The 26583-nt window shown below is 40.7% G+C and carries 32 protein-coding genes; 3 read left to right on the top strand and 29 right to left on the bottom strand.

All coding sequences use genetic code 11. The features are described from left to right. Positions 1-55: 55 nt before the first annotated feature. The 5 genes from DXD11_RS04170 to DXD11_RS04190 all read right to left on the bottom strand — a co-directional run bounded on the left by DXD11_RS04170 (position 56) and on the right by DXD11_RS04190 (position 5481). Positions 56-928 carry a methionyl aminopeptidase gene (locus DXD11_RS04170; RefSeq protein ID WP_015534804.1) on the bottom strand — a complete coding sequence of 291 codons (873 nt, stop codon included), beginning with the start codon at positions 926-928 and terminating at the stop codon, positions 56-58. Between the two features lie 113 nt (positions 929-1041). Then, entirely contained in the window at positions 1042-3147 is a 2106-nt protein-coding gene (locus DXD11_RS04175; protein ID WP_118757815.1) for an LTA synthase family protein, read from the bottom strand. A gap of 112 nt (positions 3148-3259) precedes the next feature. After that, positions 3260-3934: an orotate phosphoribosyltransferase gene (gene pyrE, locus DXD11_RS04180; protein ID WP_055144715.1), complete on the bottom strand. Its 675-nt coding sequence runs from the start codon at positions 3932-3934 to the stop codon at positions 3260-3262. A gap of 90 nt (positions 3935-4024) precedes the next feature. Next, on the bottom strand, positions 4025-5167 hold the full coding sequence (locus DXD11_RS04185; protein ID WP_117549079.1) for a tyrosine-type recombinase/integrase: 1143 nt from the start codon (positions 5165-5167) through the stop codon (positions 4025-4027). 134 nt (positions 5168-5301) lie between these two features. Next, entirely contained in the window at positions 5302-5481 is a 180-nt protein-coding gene (locus tag DXD11_RS04190) for a helix-turn-helix domain-containing protein (RefSeq protein ID WP_015534801.1), read from the bottom strand. A gap of 258 nt (positions 5482-5739) precedes the next feature. Here DXD11_RS04190 and DXD11_RS04195 point away from each other — a divergent pair, with 258 nt between their 5' ends. The 3 genes from DXD11_RS04195 to DXD11_RS04205 are packed head-to-tail and all read left to right on the top strand — an operon-like array spanning position 5740 to position 8674. After that, on the top strand, positions 5740-6693 hold the full coding sequence (locus tag DXD11_RS04195) for a hypothetical protein (protein WP_117549080.1): 954 nt from the start codon (positions 5740-5742) through the stop codon (positions 6691-6693). 55 nt (positions 6694-6748) lie between these two features. Further along, positions 6749-7660 (top strand): hypothetical protein, encoded by a 912-nt coding sequence (locus DXD11_RS04200; protein ID WP_117549081.1) that lies wholly within the window; start codon positions 6749-6751, stop codon positions 7658-7660. A 15-nt stretch (positions 7661-7675) separates the two neighbouring features. After that, positions 7676-8674 (top strand): virulence RhuM family protein, encoded by a 999-nt coding sequence (locus tag DXD11_RS04205; protein WP_118757816.1) that lies wholly within the window; start codon positions 7676-7678, stop codon positions 8672-8674. Between the two features lie 265 nt (positions 8675-8939). Here the strand turns inward: DXD11_RS04205 and DXD11_RS04210 are convergent, their stop codons facing one another. The 24 genes from DXD11_RS04210 to DXD11_RS04330 all read right to left on the bottom strand — a co-directional run bounded on the left by DXD11_RS04210 (position 8940) and on the right by DXD11_RS04330 (position 26569). After that, positions 8940-9794, bottom strand: a complete 855-nt coding sequence (locus DXD11_RS04210) for a DUF2262 domain-containing protein (RefSeq protein WP_015534800.1) — start codon at positions 9792-9794, stop codon at positions 8940-8942. Between the two features lie 29 nt (positions 9795-9823). Further along, complete coding sequence (locus DXD11_RS04215; RefSeq protein ID WP_055144730.1) at positions 9824-10192, bottom strand: hypothetical protein; 369 nt, start codon at positions 10190-10192, stop codon at positions 9824-9826. A 55-nt stretch (positions 10193-10247) separates the two neighbouring features. After that, positions 10248-10967: a PoNe immunity protein domain-containing protein gene (locus DXD11_RS04220; RefSeq protein ID WP_055144732.1), complete on the bottom strand. Its 720-nt coding sequence runs from the start codon at positions 10965-10967 to the stop codon at positions 10248-10250. 35 nt (positions 10968-11002) lie between these two features. Then, positions 11003-11236: a hypothetical protein gene (locus tag DXD11_RS04225; protein WP_055144735.1), complete on the bottom strand. Its 234-nt coding sequence runs from the start codon at positions 11234-11236 to the stop codon at positions 11003-11005. Between the two features lie 214 nt (positions 11237-11450). Then, positions 11451-12239, bottom strand: coding sequence for a hypothetical protein (locus tag DXD11_RS04235; protein ID WP_117549084.1), 789 nt, complete (start codon positions 12237-12239; stop codon positions 11451-11453). A 25-nt stretch (positions 12240-12264) separates the two neighbouring features. After that, positions 12265-12702: a hypothetical protein gene (locus DXD11_RS04240; protein WP_055144743.1), complete on the bottom strand. Its 438-nt coding sequence runs from the start codon at positions 12700-12702 to the stop codon at positions 12265-12267. Between the two features lie 150 nt (positions 12703-12852). Beyond that, positions 12853-13068, bottom strand: coding sequence for a hypothetical protein (locus DXD11_RS04245; RefSeq protein WP_117549085.1), 216 nt, complete (start codon positions 13066-13068; stop codon positions 12853-12855). A gap of 20 nt (positions 13069-13088) precedes the next feature. Continuing rightward, the gene (locus DXD11_RS04250; protein WP_055144752.1) at positions 13089-13499 is read right to left on the bottom strand and encodes a hypothetical protein; all 411 of its coding nucleotides are present in this window, start codon (positions 13497-13499) and stop codon (positions 13089-13091) included. Between the two features lie 43 nt (positions 13500-13542). Beyond that, positions 13543-13791, bottom strand: a complete 249-nt coding sequence (locus tag DXD11_RS04255; RefSeq protein WP_133300871.1) for a hypothetical protein — start codon at positions 13789-13791, stop codon at positions 13543-13545. A gap of 8 nt (positions 13792-13799) precedes the next feature. Beyond that, positions 13800-14078 carry a hypothetical protein gene (locus tag DXD11_RS04260; RefSeq protein ID WP_117549086.1) on the bottom strand — a complete coding sequence of 93 codons (279 nt, stop codon included), beginning with the start codon at positions 14076-14078 and terminating at the stop codon, positions 13800-13802. Positions 14079-14129: 51 nt separating this feature from the next. Next, positions 14130-14459: a hypothetical protein gene (locus DXD11_RS04265; RefSeq protein ID WP_243003549.1), complete on the bottom strand. Its 330-nt coding sequence runs from the start codon at positions 14457-14459 to the stop codon at positions 14130-14132. After that, positions 14440-14886, bottom strand: coding sequence for a hypothetical protein (locus DXD11_RS04270; protein WP_158564587.1), 447 nt, complete (start codon positions 14884-14886; stop codon positions 14440-14442). Before DXD11_RS04270 ends, DXD11_RS04265 begins: the two co-directional genes overlap by 20 nt. Further along, complete coding sequence (locus tag DXD11_RS04275) at positions 14883-15227, bottom strand: hypothetical protein (protein WP_118757817.1); 345 nt, start codon at positions 15225-15227, stop codon at positions 14883-14885. Before DXD11_RS04275 ends, DXD11_RS04270 begins: the two co-directional genes overlap by 4 nt. A gap of 20 nt (positions 15228-15247) precedes the next feature. After that, a complete protein-coding gene (locus tag DXD11_RS04280) occupies positions 15248-15547 on the bottom strand; it encodes a hypothetical protein (RefSeq protein ID WP_117549088.1) in 300 nt (99 codons plus the stop codon). Between the two features lie 25 nt (positions 15548-15572). Beyond that, the gene (locus DXD11_RS04285; protein WP_117549089.1) at positions 15573-16100 is read right to left on the bottom strand and encodes a DUF3916 domain-containing protein; all 528 of its coding nucleotides are present in this window, start codon (positions 16098-16100) and stop codon (positions 15573-15575) included. 67 nt (positions 16101-16167) lie between these two features. Continuing rightward, positions 16168-16545: a DUF6547 family protein gene (locus DXD11_RS04290; RefSeq protein WP_147360968.1), complete on the bottom strand. Its 378-nt coding sequence runs from the start codon at positions 16543-16545 to the stop codon at positions 16168-16170. Further along, positions 16545-16892: a DUF6572 domain-containing protein gene (locus tag DXD11_RS04295; protein ID WP_242992613.1), complete on the bottom strand. Its 348-nt coding sequence runs from the start codon at positions 16890-16892 to the stop codon at positions 16545-16547. The genes DXD11_RS04290 and DXD11_RS04295 overlap by 1 nt, the downstream gene beginning before the upstream one ends. 20 nt (positions 16893-16912) lie before the next feature. Beyond that, complete coding sequence (locus tag DXD11_RS04300; protein WP_118757818.1) at positions 16913-17596, bottom strand: hypothetical protein; 684 nt, start codon at positions 17594-17596, stop codon at positions 16913-16915. A gap of 186 nt (positions 17597-17782) precedes the next feature. Next, the gene (locus DXD11_RS04305) at positions 17783-19630 is read right to left on the bottom strand and encodes a relaxase/mobilization nuclease domain-containing protein (RefSeq protein WP_118757819.1); all 1848 of its coding nucleotides are present in this window, start codon (positions 19628-19630) and stop codon (positions 17783-17785) included. Beyond that, positions 19630-20022 (bottom strand): plasmid mobilization protein, encoded by a 393-nt coding sequence (locus DXD11_RS04310; protein WP_015534770.1) that lies wholly within the window; start codon positions 20020-20022, stop codon positions 19630-19632. Before DXD11_RS04310 ends, DXD11_RS04305 begins: the two co-directional genes overlap by 1 nt. Positions 20023-20708: 686 nt before the next feature. Beyond that, positions 20709-21227, bottom strand: a complete 519-nt coding sequence (locus DXD11_RS04315) for a hypothetical protein (RefSeq protein ID WP_015534771.1) — start codon at positions 21225-21227, stop codon at positions 20709-20711. Between the two features lie 9 nt (positions 21228-21236). Then, complete coding sequence (locus DXD11_RS04320; RefSeq protein WP_118017454.1) at positions 21237-22265, bottom strand: ParM/StbA family protein; 1029 nt, start codon at positions 22263-22265, stop codon at positions 21237-21239. After that, entirely contained in the window at positions 22237-22644 is a 408-nt protein-coding gene (locus DXD11_RS04325; protein ID WP_015534773.1) for a TnpV protein, read from the bottom strand. The genes DXD11_RS04320 and DXD11_RS04325 overlap by 29 nt, the downstream gene beginning before the upstream one ends. A gap of 388 nt (positions 22645-23032) precedes the next feature. Next, positions 23033-26569 carry an EAL domain-containing protein gene (locus DXD11_RS04330; protein ID WP_118757820.1) on the bottom strand — a complete coding sequence of 1179 codons (3537 nt, stop codon included), beginning with the start codon at positions 26567-26569 and terminating at the stop codon, positions 23033-23035. Positions 26570-26583 lie beyond the last annotated feature (14 nt).

Here is a 26583-nt window from a genome sequence, read left to right on the forward strand (position 1 = left end):
CCGATATGTCTTTGATAGCATATCAGGCTGCTGCTCTTTTATTCTATTACACTCCCTAGTGGGCAAGTATCTCCACTCCATGTTCTGTCATAACCAGTGTGTACTCCCACTGTGCCGATGGTGAGCCATCCTCCGTGTAGATAGTCCAGCCGTCATCTGCATCCTGATATACATCAGGGCCGCCCATGTTGATCATAGGCTCAATGGTGAACACCATTCCCGGAGCAAGCACATAATCCTTGCCAGGCTGTCCTATATGACTTACATAAGGCTCCTCATGAATTGCAAGACCTACTCCATGGCCGCCTATCTCACGGACAACCGAATAGCCCTGCTCCTGTGCAAATTTGTTGATGGCATATCCTATATCTCCTATGGTCACATATGGCTTGCTGCACACCTCAACACCTATATCAAGAGCCTTCTTTGTATCCTCTACAAGCTTCTTCCATGCGGGATCAACATTTCCCAGCATGAACATTCTTGATGAGTCTCCGAAATATCCCTTGTACTCTGTTGTACAGTCGATATTAACTATATCTCCATCCTGGAGAATAATGTCATCACTTGGAATGCCGTGGCATACCACATCATTTACCGATATACACACACTCTTAGGATATCCCTCATATCCAAGACATGCAGGAATAGCGTCTATGGACTTTGTATAGTTATAGATAAGGTCATCCAGCTCTCTGGTAGACACTCCTATCTTGACAAATGGAGTTATGTAGTCGAGCACAGATGTGTTGACCTTTGAAGCCTCCCTGATTCCCTCGATCTGCTCTGCGTTCTTGATCATCGCATGTGTAGGAATCTTGAATCCTCTGTTCTTCATATCCTCAAGCTTATCGTCAAGAGCCAGGTGACAGGTCTTGTATTTCTTACCACTTCCGCACCAGCACATATCATTTCTACCAAGTTTCATAATTAACCTCTTTCTTTATTGCATAATATTTTCATTACATACCTATGGTATTAGCCACAAATACTATAATACGTTTTTGAGAATAATTCCACATTTTAATATGATAAATATTGTCAATTATACTCGTCTATCCCCAGATACCTGGCAACATATGTATAATACCCCGACTCTGTTATGTTGTCAGCTGCTGTAAATTTATCCGCGACATATAGCTGCATCGCAATGAAACTGTCATCCGATACCTCCGCACCCGTGTGGGATGTCAGCGTGTCCGTGACTGCGTTATATTCAAATGCATCCGTTATAAAGCTTCTGTCCGGGAACAGCACCAGTCCTGTACTGTCTGACAGGATATCCCTTCCTATGATGAGCCTCGAATCATAATCCACTCCCATGAGATTGAGCATGGTCGGCAGGATATCTATACTGCTGCACACCTTGTCAACTCTCACCGGCTTCTCCATCGACGCCGACCATATGACAAGTCTGCTCCTGTACGCCTCAAGACTGTTTTCAAAGTTCTCCCCTGCCAGTTCATCCACAACGTCCATATTGTCATACGGTACATGATCCCCCGCCAGGACGATAACAGTATTGTCCAGCAGCCCCTTCTTCTCAAGTCTCTTCATCATATATTCAAGCATCTTTTCCGTTTCGTACTGGGATGCCAGATATGCCTTTGTCGTATCCAGGACATAGTTAAGGTCACTGACCACAGCCTTGTTCTTCTCCGCCATGGCATTTGCCGCACCGTATCCATATGGCACATGACCGCTGACCGTCAGATAGTACAGGTGGAACGGCTGCGTCTCTGTATACTTGTCAAATGTCTCCTCCATCATGACAAGATCCGACTGAGGCCACATGTCCTGCCCGTTCTCGTCAGTCTGGTACTCAAGCCCATTACCGCTGGCTATCCACTCGTATCCCAGCGCCGGATGGGTGATATTCCTGTCATAATATGTATAGTCGTTGTCATGGAATCCGTAACAGCTATAGCCGAGTCTCTTGAGCGTATTCGCCATGGAAAACAGCATGCCATTCTCATTGTCGGCAGCCCTGCACATACTGAGGTATGAACCGTTCTTAGTCGGGCTTCCCATCAGGTTTGCATACTCTCCGCCTAATGTTGAACCGTACCATAGCGGCTGATAGTAATTTTCAAAGACAAAGCCCTCGTCCGCAAGTTTTGACAGTGTAGGGAACAGACCGGAATCAAGCGCATAGCCTGAGAACCCCTCCGCAGTTATCCATATGACATTATAGCCCTCGAACATACCTGTATATTCATTCTTATTTGTCGGGGGTATATTTGCAAAATATTCGCTGAGCGATGAAACCGCATCATTTCCCGCAAGGTCATTTATGGCATCAAAATCCAGATCCAGGACATTCGGGGATGTGTCGATCACAACCTCCTCTGTGGTCGCTTCCGCGACATCCACCGTCTCGGTGGTAATCTCCTGCATCGTTGTGCTCTCTGTGGAGGCAAGTGAGTCGATATCGACCTCACCACCAGAGGCAAAGTTTATCCTGCTCTGTGCTGAGCTCTTGCCTGCGATACCCTCTCTGACATCCACCACAAAACTCTCCATGACGCCGAGCTTTTCAATAGAGAGATCAACCGATGTATATTCCTTGTATAAATTGTACGGACTGTACACATCCGAGTTCACAGCCCACATCACAAACAGTGTTGTGGCATACACCAGAGCTGTTCCGGCGGCACCTATGAGGTTCACCCACCACCTTCTCCTGTCAAATGCCATAAATGTCCATATGCACACGATCATTATGAGCACCGGGACAGCCAGAAGAATAACGTCCACTATCTGTGCCTTTATATTGGATATGACCGTGTCCGCATTGTCCACAGCCTGATTGCCGAATTTTATGGTTCCAATAACAGACAGATAGTTGTTGAAGACAGAATGATATACGTACTGGGCGATGAAGATCACACCCGTAAACAACGTGAACAGCGTTGCAAGTATCTTATTGATGACCGGCGGAAAAAATCCTGTCAGCACGCCGAACACGCCTCCAACCACCACCGCAAATGCTATTATAGCGGCTATGTTTCCATCATCCAGGCTGAAATTCATGCCGTGAAACAGCAATTCATAATACAGGATCAACACAGTGAACAGTATCCACCCCGACCATTTTCTGAAATATTCCCTTGCAGCCCCAAACATCGCCTTAAAAAACTTTATCATACGTTGAAATCTCCCATATAAACAAAAAAAATAAAGATATGGCCCTTAACTCCATATCTTTATTTTATATAATATTTTAAGACTTTTTACAATATTTTAAGATATATTATATCTACTTTACACCGTACTGATCGTAGTAAGCGTCGATAGCGGCCTTAAGGGTGTCATCTATGATAACTCTTCCCTTATACTCTCTATTGTAAAGATGCTCCACTACCTCTGCCATTGTTACGATGGCTGTTGTCTTGATTCCGTAGTTCTCCTCGATCTCTGTCAGCGCACTCTTCTCGCCCTGGCCTCTCTCCATTCTGTCTACTGAAACCACAAGCCCCATGACATCCACGTCGCCCTGTGCCTTGATGATAGGAAGTGTCTCCTGAATAGATGTTCCGGCTGTTGTGACATCCTCGATGATGACAACCTTATCACCATCCTCTATAGGGCTTCCAAGGAGTATTCCCTTGTCGCCGTGATCCTTTACCTCTTTTCTGTTTGAGCAATACTTGATGTCCTCATCGTACATCTCTGCTATGGACATAGTTGTCGCAACTGTGAGAGGTATTCCCTTGTATGCAGGACCAAATAACACATCAAAGTCCAGACCAAACTCTGCATTTATAGCCTCAGCATAATACTCGCCAAGTCTCTTTAGCTGGGCACCTGTTCTGTAAAAGCCTGTATTGACAAAAAATGGTGTCTTTCTTCCACTCTTTGTAACGAAATCTCCAAACTTGAGTACGTTACAGTCAATCATAAATTCGATAAATTCCTGCTTATATGCTTCCATTTTAATAAAACCTCCTGTATTTACAGGGGTTCCGGGGAACCCCTTATTCTCAAAATAGCCTTACTACACACTTACTACACACTTTTGAGCTTACACAGCCTTTTCCATCTTCATCATCTCTGTAAACAGTGTATCCTCTGTCACATGACAATACAAATCCATTGTCATCTGCAAGGAGCCATGTCCGAGAATCTTCTGTAATGTCTTTGGCTGCATTCCGTTCTCAATTGCTCTGGTTGCAAAAGTATGTCTTAAGCAATGTGGTGAAAACATCTCATAGTCAGGATGCTCTTTTCGAATCCGGTTTACAATGGCACCGATTGCCTCCTGCACTATGAACTGTTGTGTAGGTCTGTTGTTTTTCGTAACAAACACCAAGTCCCTGTACTGTTCCTCTGTTTCGATTCCCTTAAAGAGAATCTTCTGTTTTTGAATGCGCTGTCGTTTCAATGCCTCCAACGCCCTCGTGGTTAATGGAATCGTTCGTCTTCCATTCTTGGTCTTTGCATCGTGCATCTCAAAAATGTACTTACCATCTTTTTGAAAATAGCACAATGTGTGACGCACATACAGTACCTTCTTGTCAAAATCAATGTCCTTCCACTGAACACCACAAAGCTCTCCAATACGCATTCCGGTTTCTATGGCAAGCACAAACAGATTATAGTAGAAACTACTCTGTGCCTCACCTAAAAACAACTCTGCTTCACTTACTGTCAGTACACGTCTTTCCTTCTTATCTTCCTTGGAAATCACCGTGTTTAATTGCTTTGCAACATTTTTTGTAAGTAAATCAGAGTCGATTGCTTTTTCCAGCATATCCACCAGAATCTTTTTCGTGTTCTTTCTGGCATTATCAGAAACAAGCTCATTGAGTGCATTCTGCATGATAATCAGGTTCAATGATGTCAGCTTACGCCACCCAAGCTCCTTCTGTATCCGCTTATAATGTGTGGCATAGGATTCCCTAGTGGAATTCCTGCAATTCTTCTTACAGGTATTCATCCAAATCTCATACCACTCATCAAGGGTTACATCCTTGGTGACAACATTCAGTGCCTTCTCATCCTCATACTGTTCCTCACGCATCCTTTTACGAAGTTCATTCAGATTGCTTGCGTATATGGTCTGCGTCTTGCCGAAACGATTCACAAATCGTCCCTGATAAAGTCCATCACTCTTTCTCTGTGTAATGCCTTTACCAAGTTCTTTACCTTTTATGGATTTACCCATATCTGCCTCCTTCCAGCGTGTATATACGTTGAAAGGAACCATCAGTCCACCCAATTGTAGCATATACACACTTAATTTTCAATTAGTTTCATGGTTATTTAATAAATTCATTGTCTTTTTATGAATCAAATTTCCTAGCATCCAATCTGATTCAAAAGCCATTCATCCAGCTTGCCCTTGTGAGCATACAGTCTGTTTCCGATGCGAACCGCGAATACATCAGCATTTTCAGCCAACAACTCACGTGCCTTTGTCTGACCAATCCCCAAATAAGAGCAAAACTCTTTTACAGTCAATAAAGCCTTATCCTTCATTCTTCTACCTCCTCAAAATCCTATTTCTAAGCCAAACACAAATAAATTTCTGTTTTTTCTCCAAAAATACAGAACATTTGTTTGTGTCATGTTATAATGGTTATGCGCATACCATTTCTTTTCAAAAGTAATCGTTTCTTATCAAAAACTATTACTCTCTCACTTATAGGAGATTTAGAAGGGGTTTTGCGGAAGTGTTTTTAAAAAAAGTTGCAAAAAATTTTAAATATGTATATACAAGGCAGGTTTTACGGATAAATGAACATTAGAAAACATCAGGAATTGATGGACTTCTGGGAATATTCTCATAACTTCGACAGCGAAGACGGAGCCTTTTCCATAGATGAGGATATTACCTTTGAGGCATCCCAGCAGGAATTACAAATTGAATTAGAGCATTTTAATGAAATGGATTTGGAACAGGAATTACATCCCATAAAAGATGATAATTTCCAGCCGAAGGATGAGCACCCCAATAAGACCATGTTAAAAAAGGAGCTTCGTGCCATTGCTTTAAAGCGACTGGAGGACGGTGCCCGCACTGTTTCGGATTTTGAGGAAGTGATAAGGGAATGGGACCTATTAGATTCCAACAGAGAACGCAAGGAGCGATATCACGAAATCGGCAGAGAAAACCTAGACAGCAAGAAGGATGTGGCACCACTTGCCATTGTTATCCCGGCTCCCATCAATCATGCTTACTGGCGACAGCTTATGAAAGGGGACTATATAGACATTATCTCTAACTGTCCTTTTGAGATGCACAACTCCCTTTCCGATGAGGACTATTCCAAGATTATTTATGACTTAAAGGACGACCATAAGGAGTTGATATACTTCCTATATCTTAGAGATTTCACTACCAGTCAGCTTGCTGCTTTACGTAATCAGAGCGACAGAAATATCCGTGGTGTCCGCTCTACTATTCTTGGTCAGATTGAGAAAAAGGTTCTTATGATACTGGTGGACAGGCAGGGAGAGGATTTTCCTTCTACCAATGGTAATCTTACCATGGAAGAACTGGACTTCCTATTAAGACATGAAGAAGAGATCCCGGCTACTATGGAAAAACTGGATAAAGAAAAGCTGGCTCTACTAAAGGAAATCGGTGTAGTGGTAAGAAGAATTGCCAGAGAACAGGAAAACCAGGCAAAGGAAGAAACCAAGAAACGCAAGAAAAATAATCGATCGGATCGTAAAAAAAAAGTTTAAATATGCATACAGACGTGCTATGATAGTAATAGTTTTTGCACAGAAAGGAATTACTATGAAGAATATCTTTCAGAAATCCAGTTCCAACTGGGTGAAATATGATAAATACGAATGGCGAACAGCCGCAAACGGAAAGTGTTATATTACACCTTCTGCGGATGCCAAGCCATCCATCTACAATCCTATCAAGGATTATGAGAAGCTGGTGCTGACCGCAATTAACATCGGTACTACTGCCATGAACAAGGCAAGTGAAGTTGAATTAAAAGAAGCCATTATGAGCTTTGTATCCGAATACGGTATGCTGGGACTAATGACTGCCCTGCCTACCACACCGGATTTTATTACATATGAGGCAGTCTATCTGCCAAAGAATCATTTTATCAAGGAAGAAAGCATCTCTACAGAGAAGTATTTGTCCTACTTCTTCCCTTTTGACAACATTGATTTCCGCAAAATGGGTGTGGAATCCAGTTGGAGTACGGATTGCGTGGAAATGATTGCCTTGATTATGACCATGAAGAATAAGCCGCAGGCTGTTATGATGAGCTTTCAGAAGGAATATGCAGAGCCTTATGAATGGCTTGTTGAAGTATTCCGAGACTGGGCATTTACCTTCTTCTCCAGCTTTCTTTATTATCTGGATTATGACAGACTAGATGAGAATGAGCGTAACCTATACCGTCAGGGAATGGCGGCTTTCGGCGGTGTGGCACCTACCTACCGCATAGAACTACGGGAACGCCCTACCATTGTCTGGGATTTCAATTCCTTGTTGTTATGCGTCCAAATGATGTTTTCCTTTATGCTGACGGATGAAAACTCCACCATGAAGGTATGCAAGCACTGCGGCAAGGCTTTTGTTGCCACCAGACCAAATATGGAATTCTGTTCACCACAATGTAAAAACCAGTACAATGTGTATAAGAGCAGGGCAAAAAAGAATAATGACAGCAATCTTGAATAGCGGGAGGACATACACATGAACAAATCGAATATTATTATGTATACAACCGAAGATGGTTTGACAAAAATAGAAACTACCTTTGAAGAAGATACTGTTTGGCTGTCCATTGACCAGATGGCAGAGTTGTTTCAGCGTGATAAATCCACTATATCTCGCCATATCAAAAACATCTTTGAAGAGGGAGAATTACAGCGCATTTCAGTTGTTGCAAATTTTGCAACAACTGCCACCGACGGAAAAACCTACAATGTCGATTACTACAATCTCGATGTAATCATCTCCGTAGGCTACCGTGTAAAATCCCACCGTGGTACACAGTTCCGTATCTGGGCTATGGGAATTTTAAAGGAATATATGAAAAAGGGATTTGCATTAGATGATGACCGACTGAAGAAACTTGGCGGCGGCAATTACTTTGACGAATTGCTTGCCCGTATCAGAGACATCCGGTCATCCGAAAAAGTATTCTGGAGAAAGGTTCTGGAAATCTATGCTACCAGCATCGATTACGATCCTAGTGCAGAAAGCTCCGTCCTATTCTTTAAGCAGGTGCAGAATAAGATGCACTGGGCAGCACACAAGCACACAGCCGCAGAAGTTATTTACCAGCGTGCCGATGCTGAAAAAGATAATATGGGACTTACTTCATGGGCTAGTGACACCATCCGTCGCTCCGATGTGGAAGTTGCCAAAAACTATCTCACCCAGCAGGAGCTGGATGCTTTAAATAAAATAGTTACCGCCTACCTTGATATCGCCGAGGTACATGCTCTTAATCAGGAACCAATGTATATGAAGGACTGGTTGGAAACCATTGACGACTATCTGAAAATGACCCGCCGTGATATTCTTACCAGTAGCGGTCACATCAGCCACAAGCAGGCACTTGATAAGGCTCATGCCGAATACACCAAGTACAAGAACCGCTTGGAAAACACCATTTCCCCAGTTGAACAGGACTTTATCAAAAGCATTGGTACATTGGAAGAGATTGCAGATTCCGACAAGAAATAAATACCCAAAAATACTTCAGGCGGGCCTAAACAGCCCGCTTGCAACAAAATCAACTTCTTGGATTTCCTAAATCAAATTTAGCAATCGCTTCATCCAAGATTCCGCTCCATTCAGCCAATCCGCATTCATTAAATTTCTGAATCTCGGAATTAATCACGTCTAACAACATTTCCAGCTTTATTTGGTTCCGGATTAGGCTTTGAATATAACCAATGGTTTATAAAAACAGATTTTTCACTCATCTTATTTCTCATGCTCCTATGTTTTATCTCATCTCGGCACACACCATTTCACCCTTAGAATTTACATCCACATCTATCTCATGTCCACCAAATACATAACCATCATCGTATCCTACAGTATAAGAGCCATTCTGATTCACAAATATATATTTCATTCGACCCTTTAATGCGTCTGCAAATTCTTCCGGTGTAGAAAAATGAATTTCGCATTCATCTTCATATTCTTCCACGCACTCCAATGCAGCATCATACAGATCCTCATCAGATGCAATATACGATCTAAACACCTCATCCTTTGAAGCAATATGCTCTGCAAAATCTCTGGCAACAGTCAAAGGCTTTTTCCAAGTTGCCTTACTGTCCCACTCTACCTCAATATAAATTGTGATGTCATTACCTGCAAAATCATACTTACCTTCAAACAGACCTTCCGATTTTTCTAACACTAATTTCCCCAGCACCTCATCCTCTAAGACAATTGGTGCCAGATACTTTTCCTGATTTTTATCAAGCTTTGTTCCGGATGCATTTTCTTCCAAAACCTCTCTGATGTACAGAAATGCAAGTTCTCCGAAGTAACTATACTGTAATCTTCCTGCCACCTTATAAATGACACCCTCTTTAAATCTGTTAAAATATCCGCTGTTTTTCTCCTGTGCATCATGTTCCTCGTTAGGTATAGGCCATGTCATAACCTTTATCTTCTTCACCATACTGGCAGCGTTTATATCATAGATTGCAACAGCAGAACGTGTAATAATATAATACTTGTGACTCTTGTCCCATCTGGACGAGTCACCTTTTCCAACAAGAACGTAATATATGCTCTCCTCACCCTCAAATTTATTATCTTCCTGATAGATTTCATGTATATCCATAGTCGCTCCTCCACAATAATCAAATCTATTTATGCCGTTGTACACCAAAATATATAATAAAACATTTCCTTTGTTTCTATAACCCAAGCATTGTCAAAATCTGTTATAGTACCTGTTAAGGTTTTTATGGGTTCTCCTATTTCAAAGGATACTTTTCGATTCATTCCCTCAATAATTTCATGTAGCCATTTTACAACATCGTCTGTAGCATCTACAAAAACACAGTTTTTATATTCTTCAGCATCACAAGAAAAATCATTCTTTATCTGATAGTCCAAAGCTTTTTGAATAAATTCATCAATGCTTGATGTTTCATTTTTTCCTGCAACTACTATACATAAAGTCTGTTCTGAAACCTCGCAATTAAAGGCAAGATTACCAAATTCTATTCCGAACATTTAATCACTCCAATCCATAAATCACAACACTGCAACATACCCAACCTGTAGTTCCTTACAATAAATCGGAGGCGATATATTTCGAATCGCATAGTGCAGACATATCAAGCGCTAGCGCTTTTGCAACTGCTGTCAGCACAATATCAGTAGCACCGGTATATGTATATCTGTCTTCCGCTAATGACTCATAATACTTTACAAGCTTTCTGTGATGCTTGTCCTTTACAGTGTTCAAATGCCTTAAAAACAAGTCAGTTCTTTCTGCATCAGGAGCATTGTAAACATCTACAATCCCTCCATTTTCTTTACTAAAATCTCCGAAATACCCCTTATCCCTATAATAAAAACCTTTGGAAGAATAACACTTTCCTTCAAAATATAAATTACGGATAATATCCAGACGAATATCTATGTATTTTTCTTCAACCATTTTTGTTTTAATAAAATCCACTTGCTCAGAATCAACATCAAACAAATATGCTAATGAGAGTAAATTAGCCACATCGTCATATGTTAGGTTCCCTTCACAGTACAGAACCTTCTGTTTATCATTTTCTATATATTCCAAAACATCATGCTTTATCTCATCAATTTCATACCCCAATTGATATTTAATCAAAATAACAGATAATAGCTTTAAGCCTATTGCAATATGAAGTCTTGAGGCATTCTCTTGGTTAAGATTATCTTTATATCGATTAATTCTTTTTTCAAGATTTTCTAATTCTTTCTGATAGTATTCCTTTGACTTAAAATCATCTTTTATTCTATTCATAATTTTATCCCTTCATTCCGACTAATAAATTTTTCTTAATACTCTCCCGGACATACTTCTATTCCCAACGAATATTTTACCTCATTCAATAGCTCTTCCTCAGTTAAGTTATACGGAAAAGGCTCTGCATCCTCCATAGCATTATTCATAAGTTCATCATATGTTCCATACTCTATCACAATAAATGGTTTATCCGAAAAACAAACTTCATCCACTCTATAATACTGTCCATTATACTCAAAAGTCGGTCTGACAGAACTGTTTTTCACAGCATCATTTCCTCTTCCGTCAAGAAATGACACCACAAACCGTATTGCGGCTCCGTAAAATCATATTGCAATGATTTCTCCCAATCCTTTGCATTCAAAAGCGTTAAAATATTCTTATCTTCTCCATTTGTTCGGTATGTGCTGCAGCGACACTTCATGCCATGAAATTCTACAATCATTTTTTTACATCCTTACTATTTTTTGTTCAACCATATTACTCAATTTTAGCCTCTACCAAAATATAAAACTTATATTCCTCGTTCTCAATCCACATGGAAGTCTTTGTAATTTGCACATTTAAAGGGCACTGGTCATCAAATACCGTATAACATTTCGTTCCCGAGCCCTGATATACAGCCTCTCCGTAATATTCCTTTTTCATATATGTAAGCTTCAGCTTTAATGCTTTATCAAAAGTAGACCATGCATTCGAATCATTTTTCAGATATGACTCCTTGCACCTTTCTGCTTCCATTACCATATCCGAAAAATTCAACAGCTCGATTTCTGTATTTTTATCTATTTTTAATTTTGTCTCCTTAAAGCCATTTATCACCTTTACCTTTGGAACAGATGGCACTTTTGCTTCTACTTCTGCTTCAAAAGAAACGTTTTCTCCACATTCCTCATTCCAAAACACATTCGCCTGACCGGACCATTTTACCTTAATCAAATCCTGCGTAACATCTAAAATATCAATTTTTCCTGATGTGACATCCTCGTGCTCTAGCACATACAAAGTTCCTGCCTCTTCGCCCTTGTTATTATAAGCCTCATTCCATTCAAAGCTTTTTCCTATTAATTTATTTGGTTCTTTTACTCCGATATGAAAACCATTATTATGATACAATCTAATGGTTCTAAGCTCATAATCCAAATCTTCACCCTCATAGCTTCCGTCTATATCCAGAAACATGATTAATGATTTGTTATCTTCTGACATCTCAAAACCTACATTAGCAGCAGTGATTTTATATTCATAATTATTCAGTTTCAAATACATATCGATCCCTCCCGGCATTGTGTTGCTAAATTTCTAATTTTTCATTTTGAGATAAAATGTACTCCACTGGATTTTTGCAAAACCGATTTGCTCTTGATTTTTTCATAACCCCAATTATCTCTTCCATTCGTGGTGAGTAAATCTTATCTCCCACAAGAAACATTGCACCGATTTCTTGTACATATTCAATCACTGAAATTAAGTTGGTTTTCGTAAGACTTCGCAAATCCAATCGACAGCTTATTTCATCTAATATGTTATCAATGTATATGAACTCTATACACGTTTCATCCGATTTTCCATACTGGATAATGTCTTTTGACCAACTATCCTCCTGTTCAAGAAACTTAAGATTATGCGGTGGTTGAGGTATCCCTTTCCACGAAATCATTTCATCATGACTTAATCTATCAAAATTTAATCTTGCCGGTATAATATTGCATTGAAACTGCCATATCGCCATGTTAAGTCCACCCACTATCATCTATGTTATAAACATTTATCATAATCGTCAATGTATTTATATTCATTATAGTTCCATAGCCCCCACATGCCACTGGCTGTATGTAAATTCTCTTTGTACATATTCGAATTTTCCCTTCGTATATAAGTTTTACCTTGTATGATTCATGAAATAATTATCCAATAGACTTCTAATATAGGATGGTGTCACAGGTACTTCCGAATCAAACGGCGGATATTCCAAATTTATCTTTTTATTATCTGACAAAATACGAATTCTCATGTTACCATTATCATCAACACGTACAAACCAATAAAATATATTTCCTTCATATTCTATTTTTCTTTTCCCTTTCTTTGCAACCATACTCAAAACCACCAATCCTATTAAACCATTTTTTTAATTTCTCCATACCAGCTCATCAGCTCTGACACAGGTGATATTCCACTCTTGGTATAGTTGTCATAACGATAGGATGCATCGAATTTATGCGTAGCAACATCAAATTCCAGCTTATATTCATTGGGACATTTTTGTTGATAACTATCACACAATTCAACCAGCTTATTAATATCTTTTGTTCCAATTGATAAAAACTCGTCAGAAGCTTCATCATCAGCAAAATTCCCCGCGGGTATAACATCGTTTCCTTTCACGAAAATGGCATTAAACATTTTCTGTGATGTATCTTGGTAAATGTAGATATATATTTTATCAACATTTCCGTTTGTATACTCCATACATAGAGATACAAACTCCGCCTGTAAATCAGTAAACGCGTCTTCAAAACCTTTCATCACAATTTTCTCCTTTATCCACGTATTTTCTCCAGTTCAAATTTTAAAACACAATCTCTCCAAGGTCCGGATAGCCCTTCTTAAGCACATCCATATTCCTTTTTAGCAGCGATAGTTTATCCGGCTGATTACTCTTAAAATAATCCGTAATAACTTGAAGTAGTGAAAGAATTTCCTCTCTTCGGTATGTGGATTGTGATATAGTCGCTATGGCGTAATAATATCCTTCCACCGGCTCCACTTTATTCTTCCCATCAGAGAACGGATACCTATTTTCTTCCAATGCTTTCATAATCACATCTACGATTCCACATCCTCTGAAAAAGGTAACATTCTCTGGTAGTCCTTTAATTTGATTAGCGCATGACTAAAAGAAGCTATCTTCTTACAATACTTCCAGATCTTTTCCTTATTGGTGTCGTCTGTATGAGACATAAGGATATAGGTCATAGGCTTTGTAATTATCATTTTTCTTTTGTCATCAAATATACCCTGTGCCTGTAATTCTTTAAATGATAACATTTCAAATGTATGTATAACCTCTCTCATTTCCTCTATTGTAGGTGCAGTGTCCTTCATGATAAGTACCTCCGTTTCAAACGATTTATAACACCATTAAAGTTTCTATCGCTAATCACTCAACTTCATGTAATCATCTACCGGAATTCCACCCATGCAGATAATTCGTACATCATCCCATCTTTCTTTTAATGATTTTCCTCTATAAATTGTTGCATTCACTAATTCATCTGCTGTTAAAAATTCCGTTCCATTAGGAATATCACACAATCCAGCCCAGTAGGGTTTATCGTACTGTGGAAGGCAACCTATATAGTGTTCTGGTTCACTTATTTCACCAACAAAATAGAAGGATGTTTCATTCATAATTTCGCCTTTTCTCAATTCTGCCAAGAAATAGTTAAAATCTACTGCATTCAAATTATATTCTGTATGGTCCATATACTATATCCTCATAATAAACAACCATCACCGACGGCAACAAAATCAAAACCAAATCAGATGGATAACAAAAATCCGACCACTTTGTACAAAAAAGATTAATTGGCAATTGCAAGCCATTTTCACAGTCATAATATACCAATATCTTGTCCACATTTAATTCACTAAAAAATGTTTCAAAAGCTTCTCTGGTTTTATCTTCATTCTTTCCCCACTGGCAATCTTTAATTAATACTGGAGCACTATGATGAACGATATCGTTTATGTATGCACTCTCTTGAAATATTTCCTTTTCACAAATCCGAATCCATTCCTTCTCTACTTCATCCTTGGATATAACACTTATTGTAGATAGTTCCTGTTCAGATAGTACTGCATATTTTTCATCGCTAAATCTCCAATAATATTTGAAATCTTCAATACTCAAATAATCACCTGCTTTTTCTGCAATTTCTTTAACTCATCAAAGGTATAATCCATATATTTTTTACCGGGTTCCAGAATAGAATTTGTCGTTGCCGGAATCACCTTTAGCAATTCATTCACATCAATGTCTTTCGGAAACGAAACAATATCCCCGTGTTCATTTTCGTCCTTATGTGCACAGAAGATAAATTCTCCAGTCTCCCAATTGATAGCAAATGTGTTCATATTTCCAACAGCATCCATATCCATCAGTTCTTCATGATTTGCTATAAAATTTTCATATATAAATTCATATAATGCATCCTTATCGATTTTAATGATTCTACATTCATTTTCTTTCATCCATCACACCTCACAAAAAGCTATGTAATCCTATGGTAGTTATATGTCTCTGGTTCTATCCACAGCAATACAGCAATCCATCTTCGACCGTCTATAGTTCGTCCATCCATTCTACTGCAAACGCCGGTACTCATAATATTTTCAAACAATTGCTTATTCCCTTTTGCCGGAAAACGTAAAGGCACACATGGATAATATTTCCCATCATTGTAAACTGTTTCTTTATGACTGGTATCTATACAAATTTCGCTGGAATAAGATAATGCAAATTCTTTTGCTTTTTGAAATACTATTTCGTAGTCTATATTATCAGGTAACACTCAGCTCATCCTCCCAAAACACATATTAAATCCATTCACCATAAAACCAAATATGCGACTTAGCACAATAGTCTTCATCATTAAGCTCTTCTAAATAACCTATCTCCGGTAATTCTGTCATGATTCCTCTTTCCTTCATAAAGGAACGCTTAGTATCTACCAGCGTCCATATCTGATAAGGTCCTTTCCTATCCCAAAAAGAATGATAATATTCCTCGTCATAGAAAATAATAATCTGGGACTCCCGTACTTCCGGATAGGTTATGGCTGCTACCACCTTGCAAAAGGGTATATCCTTCGGTTTGTTATCAATAAATTCCTCAGTCTTTTTAATCCATTCCTTACAAAACGCAGTCTTTATCTTACCGGAGGTTTTTGGCTTTGAAAGCCATGGTCCGCATGGAACATGAAAATGCTCAAATTTATCCTCTACATCTTTGAAGAGTAAATCATTTGTATTTTTAAATGGCTCTATTTTATCCAGCCAGCTTAACAATCTTTTAAATTTTTTCTGCTGTCCTCTGGATTTGCTTCGAATCATATATATTGACATTTTACTTTCCCTTCTTCCATCTCATCTGGCACCATCCATCCACGAACCATATGCCATCTCCGTAAAATTAATCCTCTTCAGGCCACTCCCAATCACTCCTGCGACCGATATAATCATTTGGTATGCCCTCATACTTATCCAATGGTAGCTTTTCACCCTCTACTGTAAGCTCCATATTTTTACAACACCTAAGCCATTCCAGTTTTTCCAAGGTGTCATATATTCCGGAATGATATACATCTATTATCAGCTCTGCCAAAATATCACGTTCAGTATCATTAAGCTTTTTTAATATGTCATTCATGCCCATTTGCTCTGCATCGGTTCCCGGCAGCTTGCCCTTTTTCACACCTCTGGCATCGGCACAATCCTTTGACATATTGGCAAGTTCATCTATTATTTCCTTATACATTTCGGTTGCTTTATCCATGTTCAATTCCTCCACTACTTTGTTCCATGCTCCACAATCATTTCCAAATTTTCAAAAGCATTCAAAAACACCAGTTTTGCTCTTTCTAAAAGCTTATGACATATCTCCGGCTCCTGAAATAGAAAACTTACACGAATTTCTATTTTTTTAACATCAGTATATTTTTCTTCATATTGTCTTGAATCTATGTACCAGATATAGGTATTAAGTTTCTCCTGCAACAACAATAAATGACGATTCATATCTGACCAATCCATTCCATCTGCTAAAAGAAGTATTAAGATGGAAGTCTCCTGTTCATACGCCAAACCATCTATGGTATCTGTATTTTCAATATTCAATTTCTCAATTTTGTCTTCCACACCTAAAACCTCACTCCCAATTAGCATTGCTCTTTCAACATATTCTGTCTAATTTCCCTTGCATTTTCCTTCAAATAGTGATATTCACTTTTATCCGCAAGATCCAGATAATTTTCAAGCTCCTTTGAATGAATAATATATAACACATGAAGCACCATAATCTTTTGGTATTCTGATGCGTAATCATCATCCTTATATTTATCTCTCCACCAAAAATCTATTGCGTACTTCTCTGCCTTGTCCGGATAGAGATATGCTAAAGATTTCAAGGCAAGACGCTGTGTATATTCGTTATCCACCTGTAAAAAATCGAATATCAACTCCCGTATTTCATCCTTACCATTATAATCCTTTAGGGTCTCCGCAAACTGCCATTTTGCATTTATATAATCGGTGGACAGTACTTTCCTGCATAGGCATACATACCACTCAGGGTATTTTAATAACATGCCTACAATAAGGCTACCTTCATTATCCCTTGCTATCCCAAATAAAATATCATCAAGCATTTGCTCCGAAGCTTCATCACAGGATGTGGTCTTAATTATTTCAAAGATAATATTGCACATATCATCAAATTCAACTAAGTCGATTTCCCATTCACCATTGTCGTGACTTTCGCTCCAATCCGGATAGTCTTTATTCGCTCTTTTTATAAATTTGGCAATACACTTATGCAATTTTCTTTCATAATTATCAAACATATCTTACCTACCAATCAATAGCTTTATAACACATACAACTACGCTACTTGTACAACCTACACTTTACCATGTTCAGGAGGTTCATTCCACTTATATTTTCTATATTTTTTATTAAAGGGCGAACTGTAAATTACAACAATTCGCCCACAACATAACAATATAGCAAATATTACGTTTTAATAATTACTACCTTGTTTCTCTACTCTTCTGTACGCTGATACTTCTCGAATCATCTCTTACACCATAGTATTTCTTACGATACTGATATTCAGCCATAAATTCATCATACACAGTCATCTTATAACGGATACTATTCATCTTCTCTCTCGTATATCCCATACGCTGACAGTAAGCATTATATTCTGCTGTATAATCATCTGTAGGCACAGGTAGAAGCGAAGCACGTTCTTCCATAGACAGCTTAGTATAATCAATCGTTTCCGGAAAAACCTCTGTATCTTCTGATACTTTTTCTTCTGTCTCAGGAATTTCAACATCTGCTTCCTCTGATACTACAATAGCCAGTAGCTCGTCTATTGAAGCAGTCTGAATAGCTGCGATCTTAGAATCCTCTACAGTCTCAGAAATCTGCTCTTGTATTGCTTTCTCTGCGTCCTTCACTTCCGCAAATTCCTCATAAGACATAATATCTTCCTTTGCCATCTCCAAAGTCACATCTGCTGTATCTTGGTATTTGATATCTTCCAAATAATCCATATACTCCCACTTCCACTTATGGGTAGAACTGGAAAGCTGGCTTAACACCATATCCCAAAGTTCTACTGCTCTGGCAGCTTTTTCATGATACAGTTCTACTGCCTGCTGTCGCTCAAACTCATCTTTGGTCATAACCGGTGCTGTAAGCTCCCCTTCCATGAATCCGGCTGCATCATTTACATTTATAAACTGTGATTGCAGATAATCCACATAGTCTTTATTCCAGTCCTCTCTTGCAAGCTCTTCACTACAATAATCCTGACAAATACGATTTCTGTCAAATGCCAGTTTTCTTTTCCGCGCAAGAAGCTCTCTCTGCTTCTGCTCCTCCTGTAGCTGTTTCTCCTTCCTTGCAGCCTCTTCTCTGGCAAGTGCCTCTGCTTTTACCCTTGCTACTTCCTCAGCAATGCGACGGGCTTCTTTTTCCGCATTACGCTCTGCCACAACCTTTGCAATTCTTTCTACAAGGTCAGCTTTGCCATAACCTTCTCCCAGCTTATTTCCTCGAATACCCTGCTTCATACCCGACGTGGAAAATGTCACTGTTTTATTCGTAACACGAATCTTCCAGTTATACATAAATTGCAGACATTCAACCATTTGCTCAAAGGAATCCACGAAAGGCAACAGCTTGTCTATGGTATCCCGAATCAATTCTCTGTTAGAAGTGACACCAACACCGTCCTTGGCATTCTGATTCATCAGATTCTTTTCCACCCAGTAGTTGTCCGTGTGCTTCTTAGCAAGCAAATCTACCTGTCCTAAACCCAGTCGGATACACTTCTCCATTACCCACTTTTTTGCATGGAACATCATCTTCCCGGTGCTTTTGTGCTTACAGCCCAGCTTCCATTCACAGGGTTTCTCATGCCACCTGCTCTGCTTTCCGGCATACTTTCTGACAGAATTGATAACCATGTGAACGTGCATATTCTGACTGCCATTGTGACCATCCGGATGAACTGCCACCACTGCCTGATGCCCCGGTGCGAATACCGAAAGCCATTGCTTGCCAAATTCCAACGCCTGCTCTATGGTAATGGGATCATTTGGCTCAAAGCTGATGATATAGTGATGCGCCTTTACATCCTTTACGGAATTATTCTTGCCATACAGACGATTGACCTCGATACATTCTGCACCAAAGCTGTCCACATCACAGTTCACACCTACAATCAGATAATTCTCACGCTCTTGTATTCTGCCTTTTTCATACAACACAGGCTTGTTGGTATATTCATCAAACTGGCAGGTAAGATACTCCACCGCCGAAGAATAAAATCGGTTCTTTACTGAGATATGCTTCAAAATCGCCATTAACCTTCACCATCCTCTCCACTTTTGCGCCTACGCTTCTTTCCACAGGCAACATCCTCCAATGCAGGAAGTATTTTAAATTTCAAATCCAACAGCTCCCTTATGGCTTCCTTCAGTTCATAATAAATGCTGTAAAAATCTCCGCCACCATTTAAGTGCTTTGCTATCTGGTTCAGGTTGGAACCAATCTTGCCCAGCTGCATGGAATACTCCTTCAGCAGACTGGTATCACCATAACAAGGAAGCTTTCTTCCTAATGCACACCGTCTGATATATTCCGAGGTGCTAAGCCCGGTCTTTCTTGCCTTCGCTTCAATCTCTTCCTTATCCTCTGCCGAAATACGCATGGACATCAGAACCATATTCTCTTTCTTTTTATCTGTATTTCTCATAAATTCCTCCATTCCGATACACAAAAAAGCAGGTAAATAAATACCTGCTCCCTCGTACCTACAAAATATAAATTTTTAATTGCTACTCCAATAGAATAATTAAACTGCCGGATACGTCAGAAGATTTTCCCCGATGCAGATTCTGCATCTCCCCTCCCGTGCATAGCCTCGCTCCCCTAAGGTCGCTCACCAATGCGCTCGTTGCACTCACGGATATTTCCTTTAGCAGTCTGTTGCGGCTCGTTATAATTCGCTCGCCGAATATATGGAAATGTGTCATACACCTGTCTTACAGAAATCTGCTAATCACATTTCTCATAAGAAATCCTGCTATAGCCTCCGCATCATTTTCCTTAAGAAATCCTTCTTTCGCTGATGCGTGCCGACCTAAGTCGGCATGGGCTCCGGATACGTCGCATAAGGTAGAGCAAGTTCCGCCCTGTATATACACGGGCAGGAACTTGTTGGGGATTTGACATCCCCAAGCCCTAGCTTTTTCGCCTTATGGACATAAAAATAAAGCCTGCAAGCAGACTTTATTTTTTGCCAAAGGCTTGGCTGGCTTCGTAAGAATTTCGTATCACAGCTTTTCCCATAGAAAAAGAACTGTCTTACAGATAAGGTCATTTCCTCATACAAGGCACCTTTTTGTAAGACAGTCCGTCATACTGTGATTTTTCATTTTCTTACTCATCATCCATATCAAACAGACTTCCAAGCATATCTTTTGTGGCACTATCCATAGCATTGGAAGTATCTGCGGCAAGTTCATTATCGGGAACCGTTGGCTCCGGCACATTAGCTGCTACAGCAGAAGGCATTACATTCGGTACAGCAACTGTCATACCATTAGGAACTGCACCAGACATCGGCAACGTAGCCATAGGAACAACTCCCATATTCATCTGCTGAGCCATTGCTCCCAGAACTCCGGCAAACATATTGTTAGCCATATTCTGTGAGGACTCCTGCACCACCTTGGTAAATTCCTCTGCCATGCTTTTGATTGCCTGCTCCATCCATTCTGTGGTTTCCTTTTCCCGAATGCCCCTTTGCTCACTTTCCATAGCAGAAAACAATGCCTGCTTGATAAGCTCTGTCTGATTCAGATATCCCGGCTGGCTGGATTTTGCCTCCAGCCACGCAAGGATTTTTCTGTCACTTTCACATTTCGGATTCAACCGAAAAGATATTGCATTTCCCATAAAAGCCTCCTATCCCAGATTTTCTGCAAGATAACGGTAGCCGATGGCATTGGCTTTCACATCCGTTACATACTGGATGTTTCTGCCCTGCGCTCTGCCAAAACGCTTCATCACACAGGTGCCACCGCCCACATACACAATATTCTCATGCATTAAATCCACCTTAATCTCCCGAAGCTTCGCTTCCACCTCGTCTGCATACTGCTGTAAGCCCTTCTCAATAAAAGGGATAAAGTCAGCATTTACATTGGACTGCTTTCCACGGATAACATCAACAATGTCATCCTCCGGCATTTCACACTTTAACTTGGGAAGGGCTTCCTTTTTGATACGCTCAATGGTGGTAATCAGTCCAAGCTCATAAGTACAGGCATCCTTATCCATAGGGATTCTGTCACGGACGCTTAATATATCCAAGGTCCAGGAGCCCAAGTCCACACATCTGAGTCTGTCCATATCTCCCATACGGTTCGCAATAGCTGCATAACACTGGGCATAAATCTTTACCTTATCCATGAAGAAAGAATAATGCACTCCCTCAAAGGTAAAAGAAATACGCTCCTTATGCCACAGATAATCACGAAACTCCTTACGCTCCGCACCAAACAAGGTCAGAGGCACACCTGCATATAATTCCACATGAGAAGCCGCTGTCTTACCCTGATACTGCAATTCCTTGGCAATCCCTGCAAGGGTCAGCAGAAAATAGTTCTCATTCTCTGTCTTGGTTGCCTGCTTTCCAAGTCTGCCCTGTCCTACGATATACTTTTTCCCTTTATACTCCAAAAGTCCGTTCTTGGTAAGAGGCTCATAATCCACCGGAACTATAGAAGTCTCCATAAAAGTATGCTCGCCCTTAATGGAACTCCAGCCATGATCCAGTGCAATTTTAACAGGTGCCATAGTTGTTTCAGTCATAAATAAATTTTCTCTCATAAAATCCTCTCTTTCTCCGGCATAATAACCGGTCTGCATAATATTTTTGTTTTGTGTTGCAGTCGCTCCTGCATTAGTGATACTTGTAAACAATCTCTCCATAAATAACCTCCTCCGCAAGCTGTTTTGCCTGCTCTCTTATTTTCCACATTTCCATAGTGGAATGTGCATCCTTTGGCTTATGCTTCACCAGATACTTCTCTACAATCCTATCTAACATCTCATAAGCCTCCTCATTTACTTCCTTTGCCCTAATCAGAAGCTGACCCAGCCTAATATGATGACGATACCTGTCAGGGTGGTTTTCCTTCATATAACAAATCCACAGATGACCGTATTTTCCGATATCGGCGGCTGCTACAACCGAAGCCGTATCGGATTTCGTATCAGTATCATCCATACCGATATTCGGATACAAAATACCATCCACCTCTGTATAAGTACCTCCCAGCTTCTCAAACAATGAAATTTCATTACTCATAATCTTAACTCTCCTTCCATAATCCATTTGAATTTTTGATAATAAAAAAAGCCCACATACCTGCATTTCTACAAGTACATGGACTTATACTTTTATCATCCTCATCTGATGATTCCTATTCGTTTGTACTACACACTTTACTACACACTTTTTATGATAAACTACACACTTTTACGATAAGTTACGATACTTTTGCGATTTCTGTAAAAGTGCTGTAAGCCTTGTAAATACGGCGTTTTTCGAGGTTTGGGAGAGTCTTCAAAACAGGACAGCCAAGAATTCTATAAATTCCTTCTTGTACTGTTCCATGTCTCTGCGAATCCTCCTGTTTTCAGGCTTTTTTGCCCTTTTTCCTACACATACTACCATAATCCATATAAAGATTCAATTATTTATTGGTGTACGGCTGTGATATGCCTCTTTCCCTGCACATCTCCACATACTTTTCTTTCTCCAGCGGCCTGCTGCACAGATACCCCTGTATACAAGCCAGTCCTATGCTGCTGAGCACATCCGCCTGATCCTCGGTCTCCACACCCTCAGCTATACAGAACATTCCCAGTTCATTGAACATGTTTATGAGATGACACATAACCGTGCGATCCACCGGATTGACAGTTATGTCATTTATCATGCTCTTGTCGAACTTGATAATGTCAAATCCCATATGGGCAAGCATAGCGACATTTGAGTATTTTGTTCCAAAATCGTCCATCGCGATCCTGAAGCCCAGTTCATGTATATTGTTCGAAATGTTCACCAGAGTATCATGCTCCTGCTCACTGACCGACTCCGTTATCTCTATCTCGACCACATCATGCGGTATTCCGTACCTGTCAACCACTGCTGCTATCTGCTTGGCCACATCGCTCTCTATAAGCGACATTCTGGAAAAGTTACAGGATACCGGGATGTATGGCATTCCCTCTTCATGCCATTTTGCCAGATCTCTGCACACATTCTCAAGCACGTAAAAATCCACATATTTTACAGTCCTGCTCTTCTCAAGCCTGTCGATAACATCCGCCAAGTCATCATTTCCGGAATATCTTACAAGGGCCTCTGCCCCACATATCTTTCCTGACGGATACAGCATCTTCGGCTGATAAAGGACATAGAACAGTCCTTCCTCAAGCTCCTTCTTCACCATATCCTTTTTCAGCGTATTCCACTTCACCGAATGACAGTCCTGCTGTTCATACCACCGCTGCTTCTCGGAATACAGGAGATTTGCCGCATGATCCTCCATCCTGCGGACATCAATATTGCAATCTGTCCAGACATAGCCACAGCATGCCGTGAACTCACCGTAGAGCAGATTTTCCCTGAGTCTTGAAGCGTATACATTGAACTTCAACTGCTCAATGTTCTCACATATGATGATAAAGCTGTCATAGCCCATGCGGAACACCCTGTCGTCCGGGAACGTCTTCCTTATCCTGCCGACAAGCTGCAGGATCACATCGTCCGCATAATCCGGACCGAACATCTCCGCGATGCCCCTTATCTCATTGATATCCACAGCAACCAGTCCAATACTGCTCAGATTCTTTCTGCCTCTTATATAGTCTATGTAACTGTTCCTATTAAAGCATTTTGTCTGCTTATCGTGGGTGAACTCAAACTGCTGGTCCTCCTTCAGATGTCTCTGATATATCTCACTTCCGATAAAAGCAGCGAAGTTCTTCATGAGTCTTATGTTTCCATTGTGCTTCTCCGGATTGAACACAAATACCCTGCCGAGCAGTTCATCGTCCACTATGATCGGAACCGCATACAGTGACCATATCCTGCTGTCACTCAGCATCCGTGCAAATTCTGTTTCAGGATTCCTTAATGGATGGGAACGGTCCACTATGAGAACCTCGTCCCTGAGGACTTCCTTCTCCAGTTCATCCCTCATTTTCTGTGTGACAAGAGCCTTCAGACCATCCTCTATCGACTCCTCATCTGATGATTTCCAGTAATAAAGCTCCCCTGTGCCATCCTGTCCATACTCCACAAGGCAGGCGTTCTTGGAATTGTAGAAAGTTCCCATCACCTCGAGCAGACTGGTATATTTCTCCTCACTGCTCTGCTTTGAAGTTATATTCGCCATGAAATTGACAAGGGCATCCTCTATGTCATAGCTGTCCGCCAGAACCTGTGTTGTCTTATCTATGTCAGACACGTCAACTGCAATCTCAAGCCGGCTCTTTCTTCCGTGCCAGTCAACTATCTTATCCTTCACCACATACAGTCCCTTTGCCTTGCTGTTGTAGTGATTCCATACATAACTCTGTCCGGGAACCAGTATCTCATTAGAACAAAATGGGCACTGGTCATCACCGCCCTGGGTTATCTCAAAGCACTTTTTACCCTTGTAAGAATCGTCGTTCTCCGCAATTCCAAGACTTCTCTTCGCCGCCTTGTTGAGGAAATACATCTCGTGGGTCTTCATGTCAGCAACATATGCTATATCAGATATCTCATCCAGCATAAGACCTTCGTCATCATTGTATGTATATCCGCTGTGATGCGAATCACATGAATGCATATCCGCTGAGTCGGCATAGTCACAGTAACGGTTCTTGCCGCCCCTCTTTGCTGCGTACAACGCCTGATCCGACTCACTGTATAGAAGGTCAAAATCTATACCACCCTCTATCCTGTGGATACTTATTCCCATCGACATAGTATGCGGCAGACTGCAATTGATCGTGGTGAGTCTGGTCTGTATATTCTCAGCCAGCTTATACACGTCCTCTCTTCTGTCGACTATCGGGATAAACAGTGCAAATTCATCGCCGCCCAGTCGTCCTGAGAATCCTCCGGCTGCCGACGCAACCTCCTCCAGCGTCACTGCAACATCACACAGAAGATCATCTCCCGCATAATGTCCAAATGCGTCATTTATATGCTTAAAGTCATCTATATCCATGATATAAAAAGCGCACAGTTCACCCGGGAAAGACTCTAGCATATCCGTAATCTTGTGCTGAAATGTGACATGATTGTAAAGTCCCGTCAGAGAATCCCTCTCCGCCCTGAGCTGAAGCTCCTGACTTCTTATCTTCTCATCGTTTATGGAGTAATATTTGCCGAATATCTTGCGAACCTTTTTCTTGGAGTCCCTGAGAGGAACAAAGAGCACTCTGTACCACTCACATTTGCCTCCGCCATCCAGATCAAGGCGCAGATCACCCATCAGCCTGTCACAGCTATCCGCATCCGCATCAAGGATCTTTCTGAACATGCCGGTCACGGCGTCTCTGTCGTCAGCGTGGACTATCCTGTTAGTGTCGATACCCTTATAGAAATTCTCATATTTCATGGTGGTGACCATCTCACCATCCACGACCTTCTCATTTATCAGAGTATCCGTCGGGACATCGTACACGATTATGGATTCTCCGCTTCCCTGAAGTATCAGCCTGAGCATCTCAGACTGCGCCTTGTTCTCCAGCTCCGCTTCCATCTTGCTTGTCACATCGATAAACACCGCACACAGTGCGATGATTCCCTTTTTTATGGACATGACAGAAAGGCAGACCTGTATCCAGAAATATCCCCCGGTATTCACATCCGTAAAGCGGATGTCACGCACCGTGGTCTTGTTACTCGTTATGGTCTCCAGTATCTGCTTCTTAAGGGCAGACCGATCCTCTGGAATGGCCAACATCACGTAGTCACTGGCATATCCACTCATCTGATCCTCGGTCACATTGAACAGCTTATAAAAGCTTTTGCTCATGTACCTGACAGCCGGCTTATTCCCGTGAAGTTCAAATATACCCACACCGCCTGCCAGATTGTCAAGAGTCTTCTCCAGCATCCTTGCGTGATCAGATATCTCCTCGCTGAGCTCCTCATTTCTGCCAAGCGCCTCATCCAGTTCCATGCGGAGTTTTTGTGCATATTTTTCAATATCTATGTTATCTTCCATAACCCAACACCCCT

The sequence above is a fragment of the Coprococcus sp. TF11-13 genome, assembly GCF_003481085.1.
GTDB lineage: Bacteria > Bacillota > Clostridia > Lachnospirales > Lachnospiraceae > Coprococcus > Coprococcus aceti.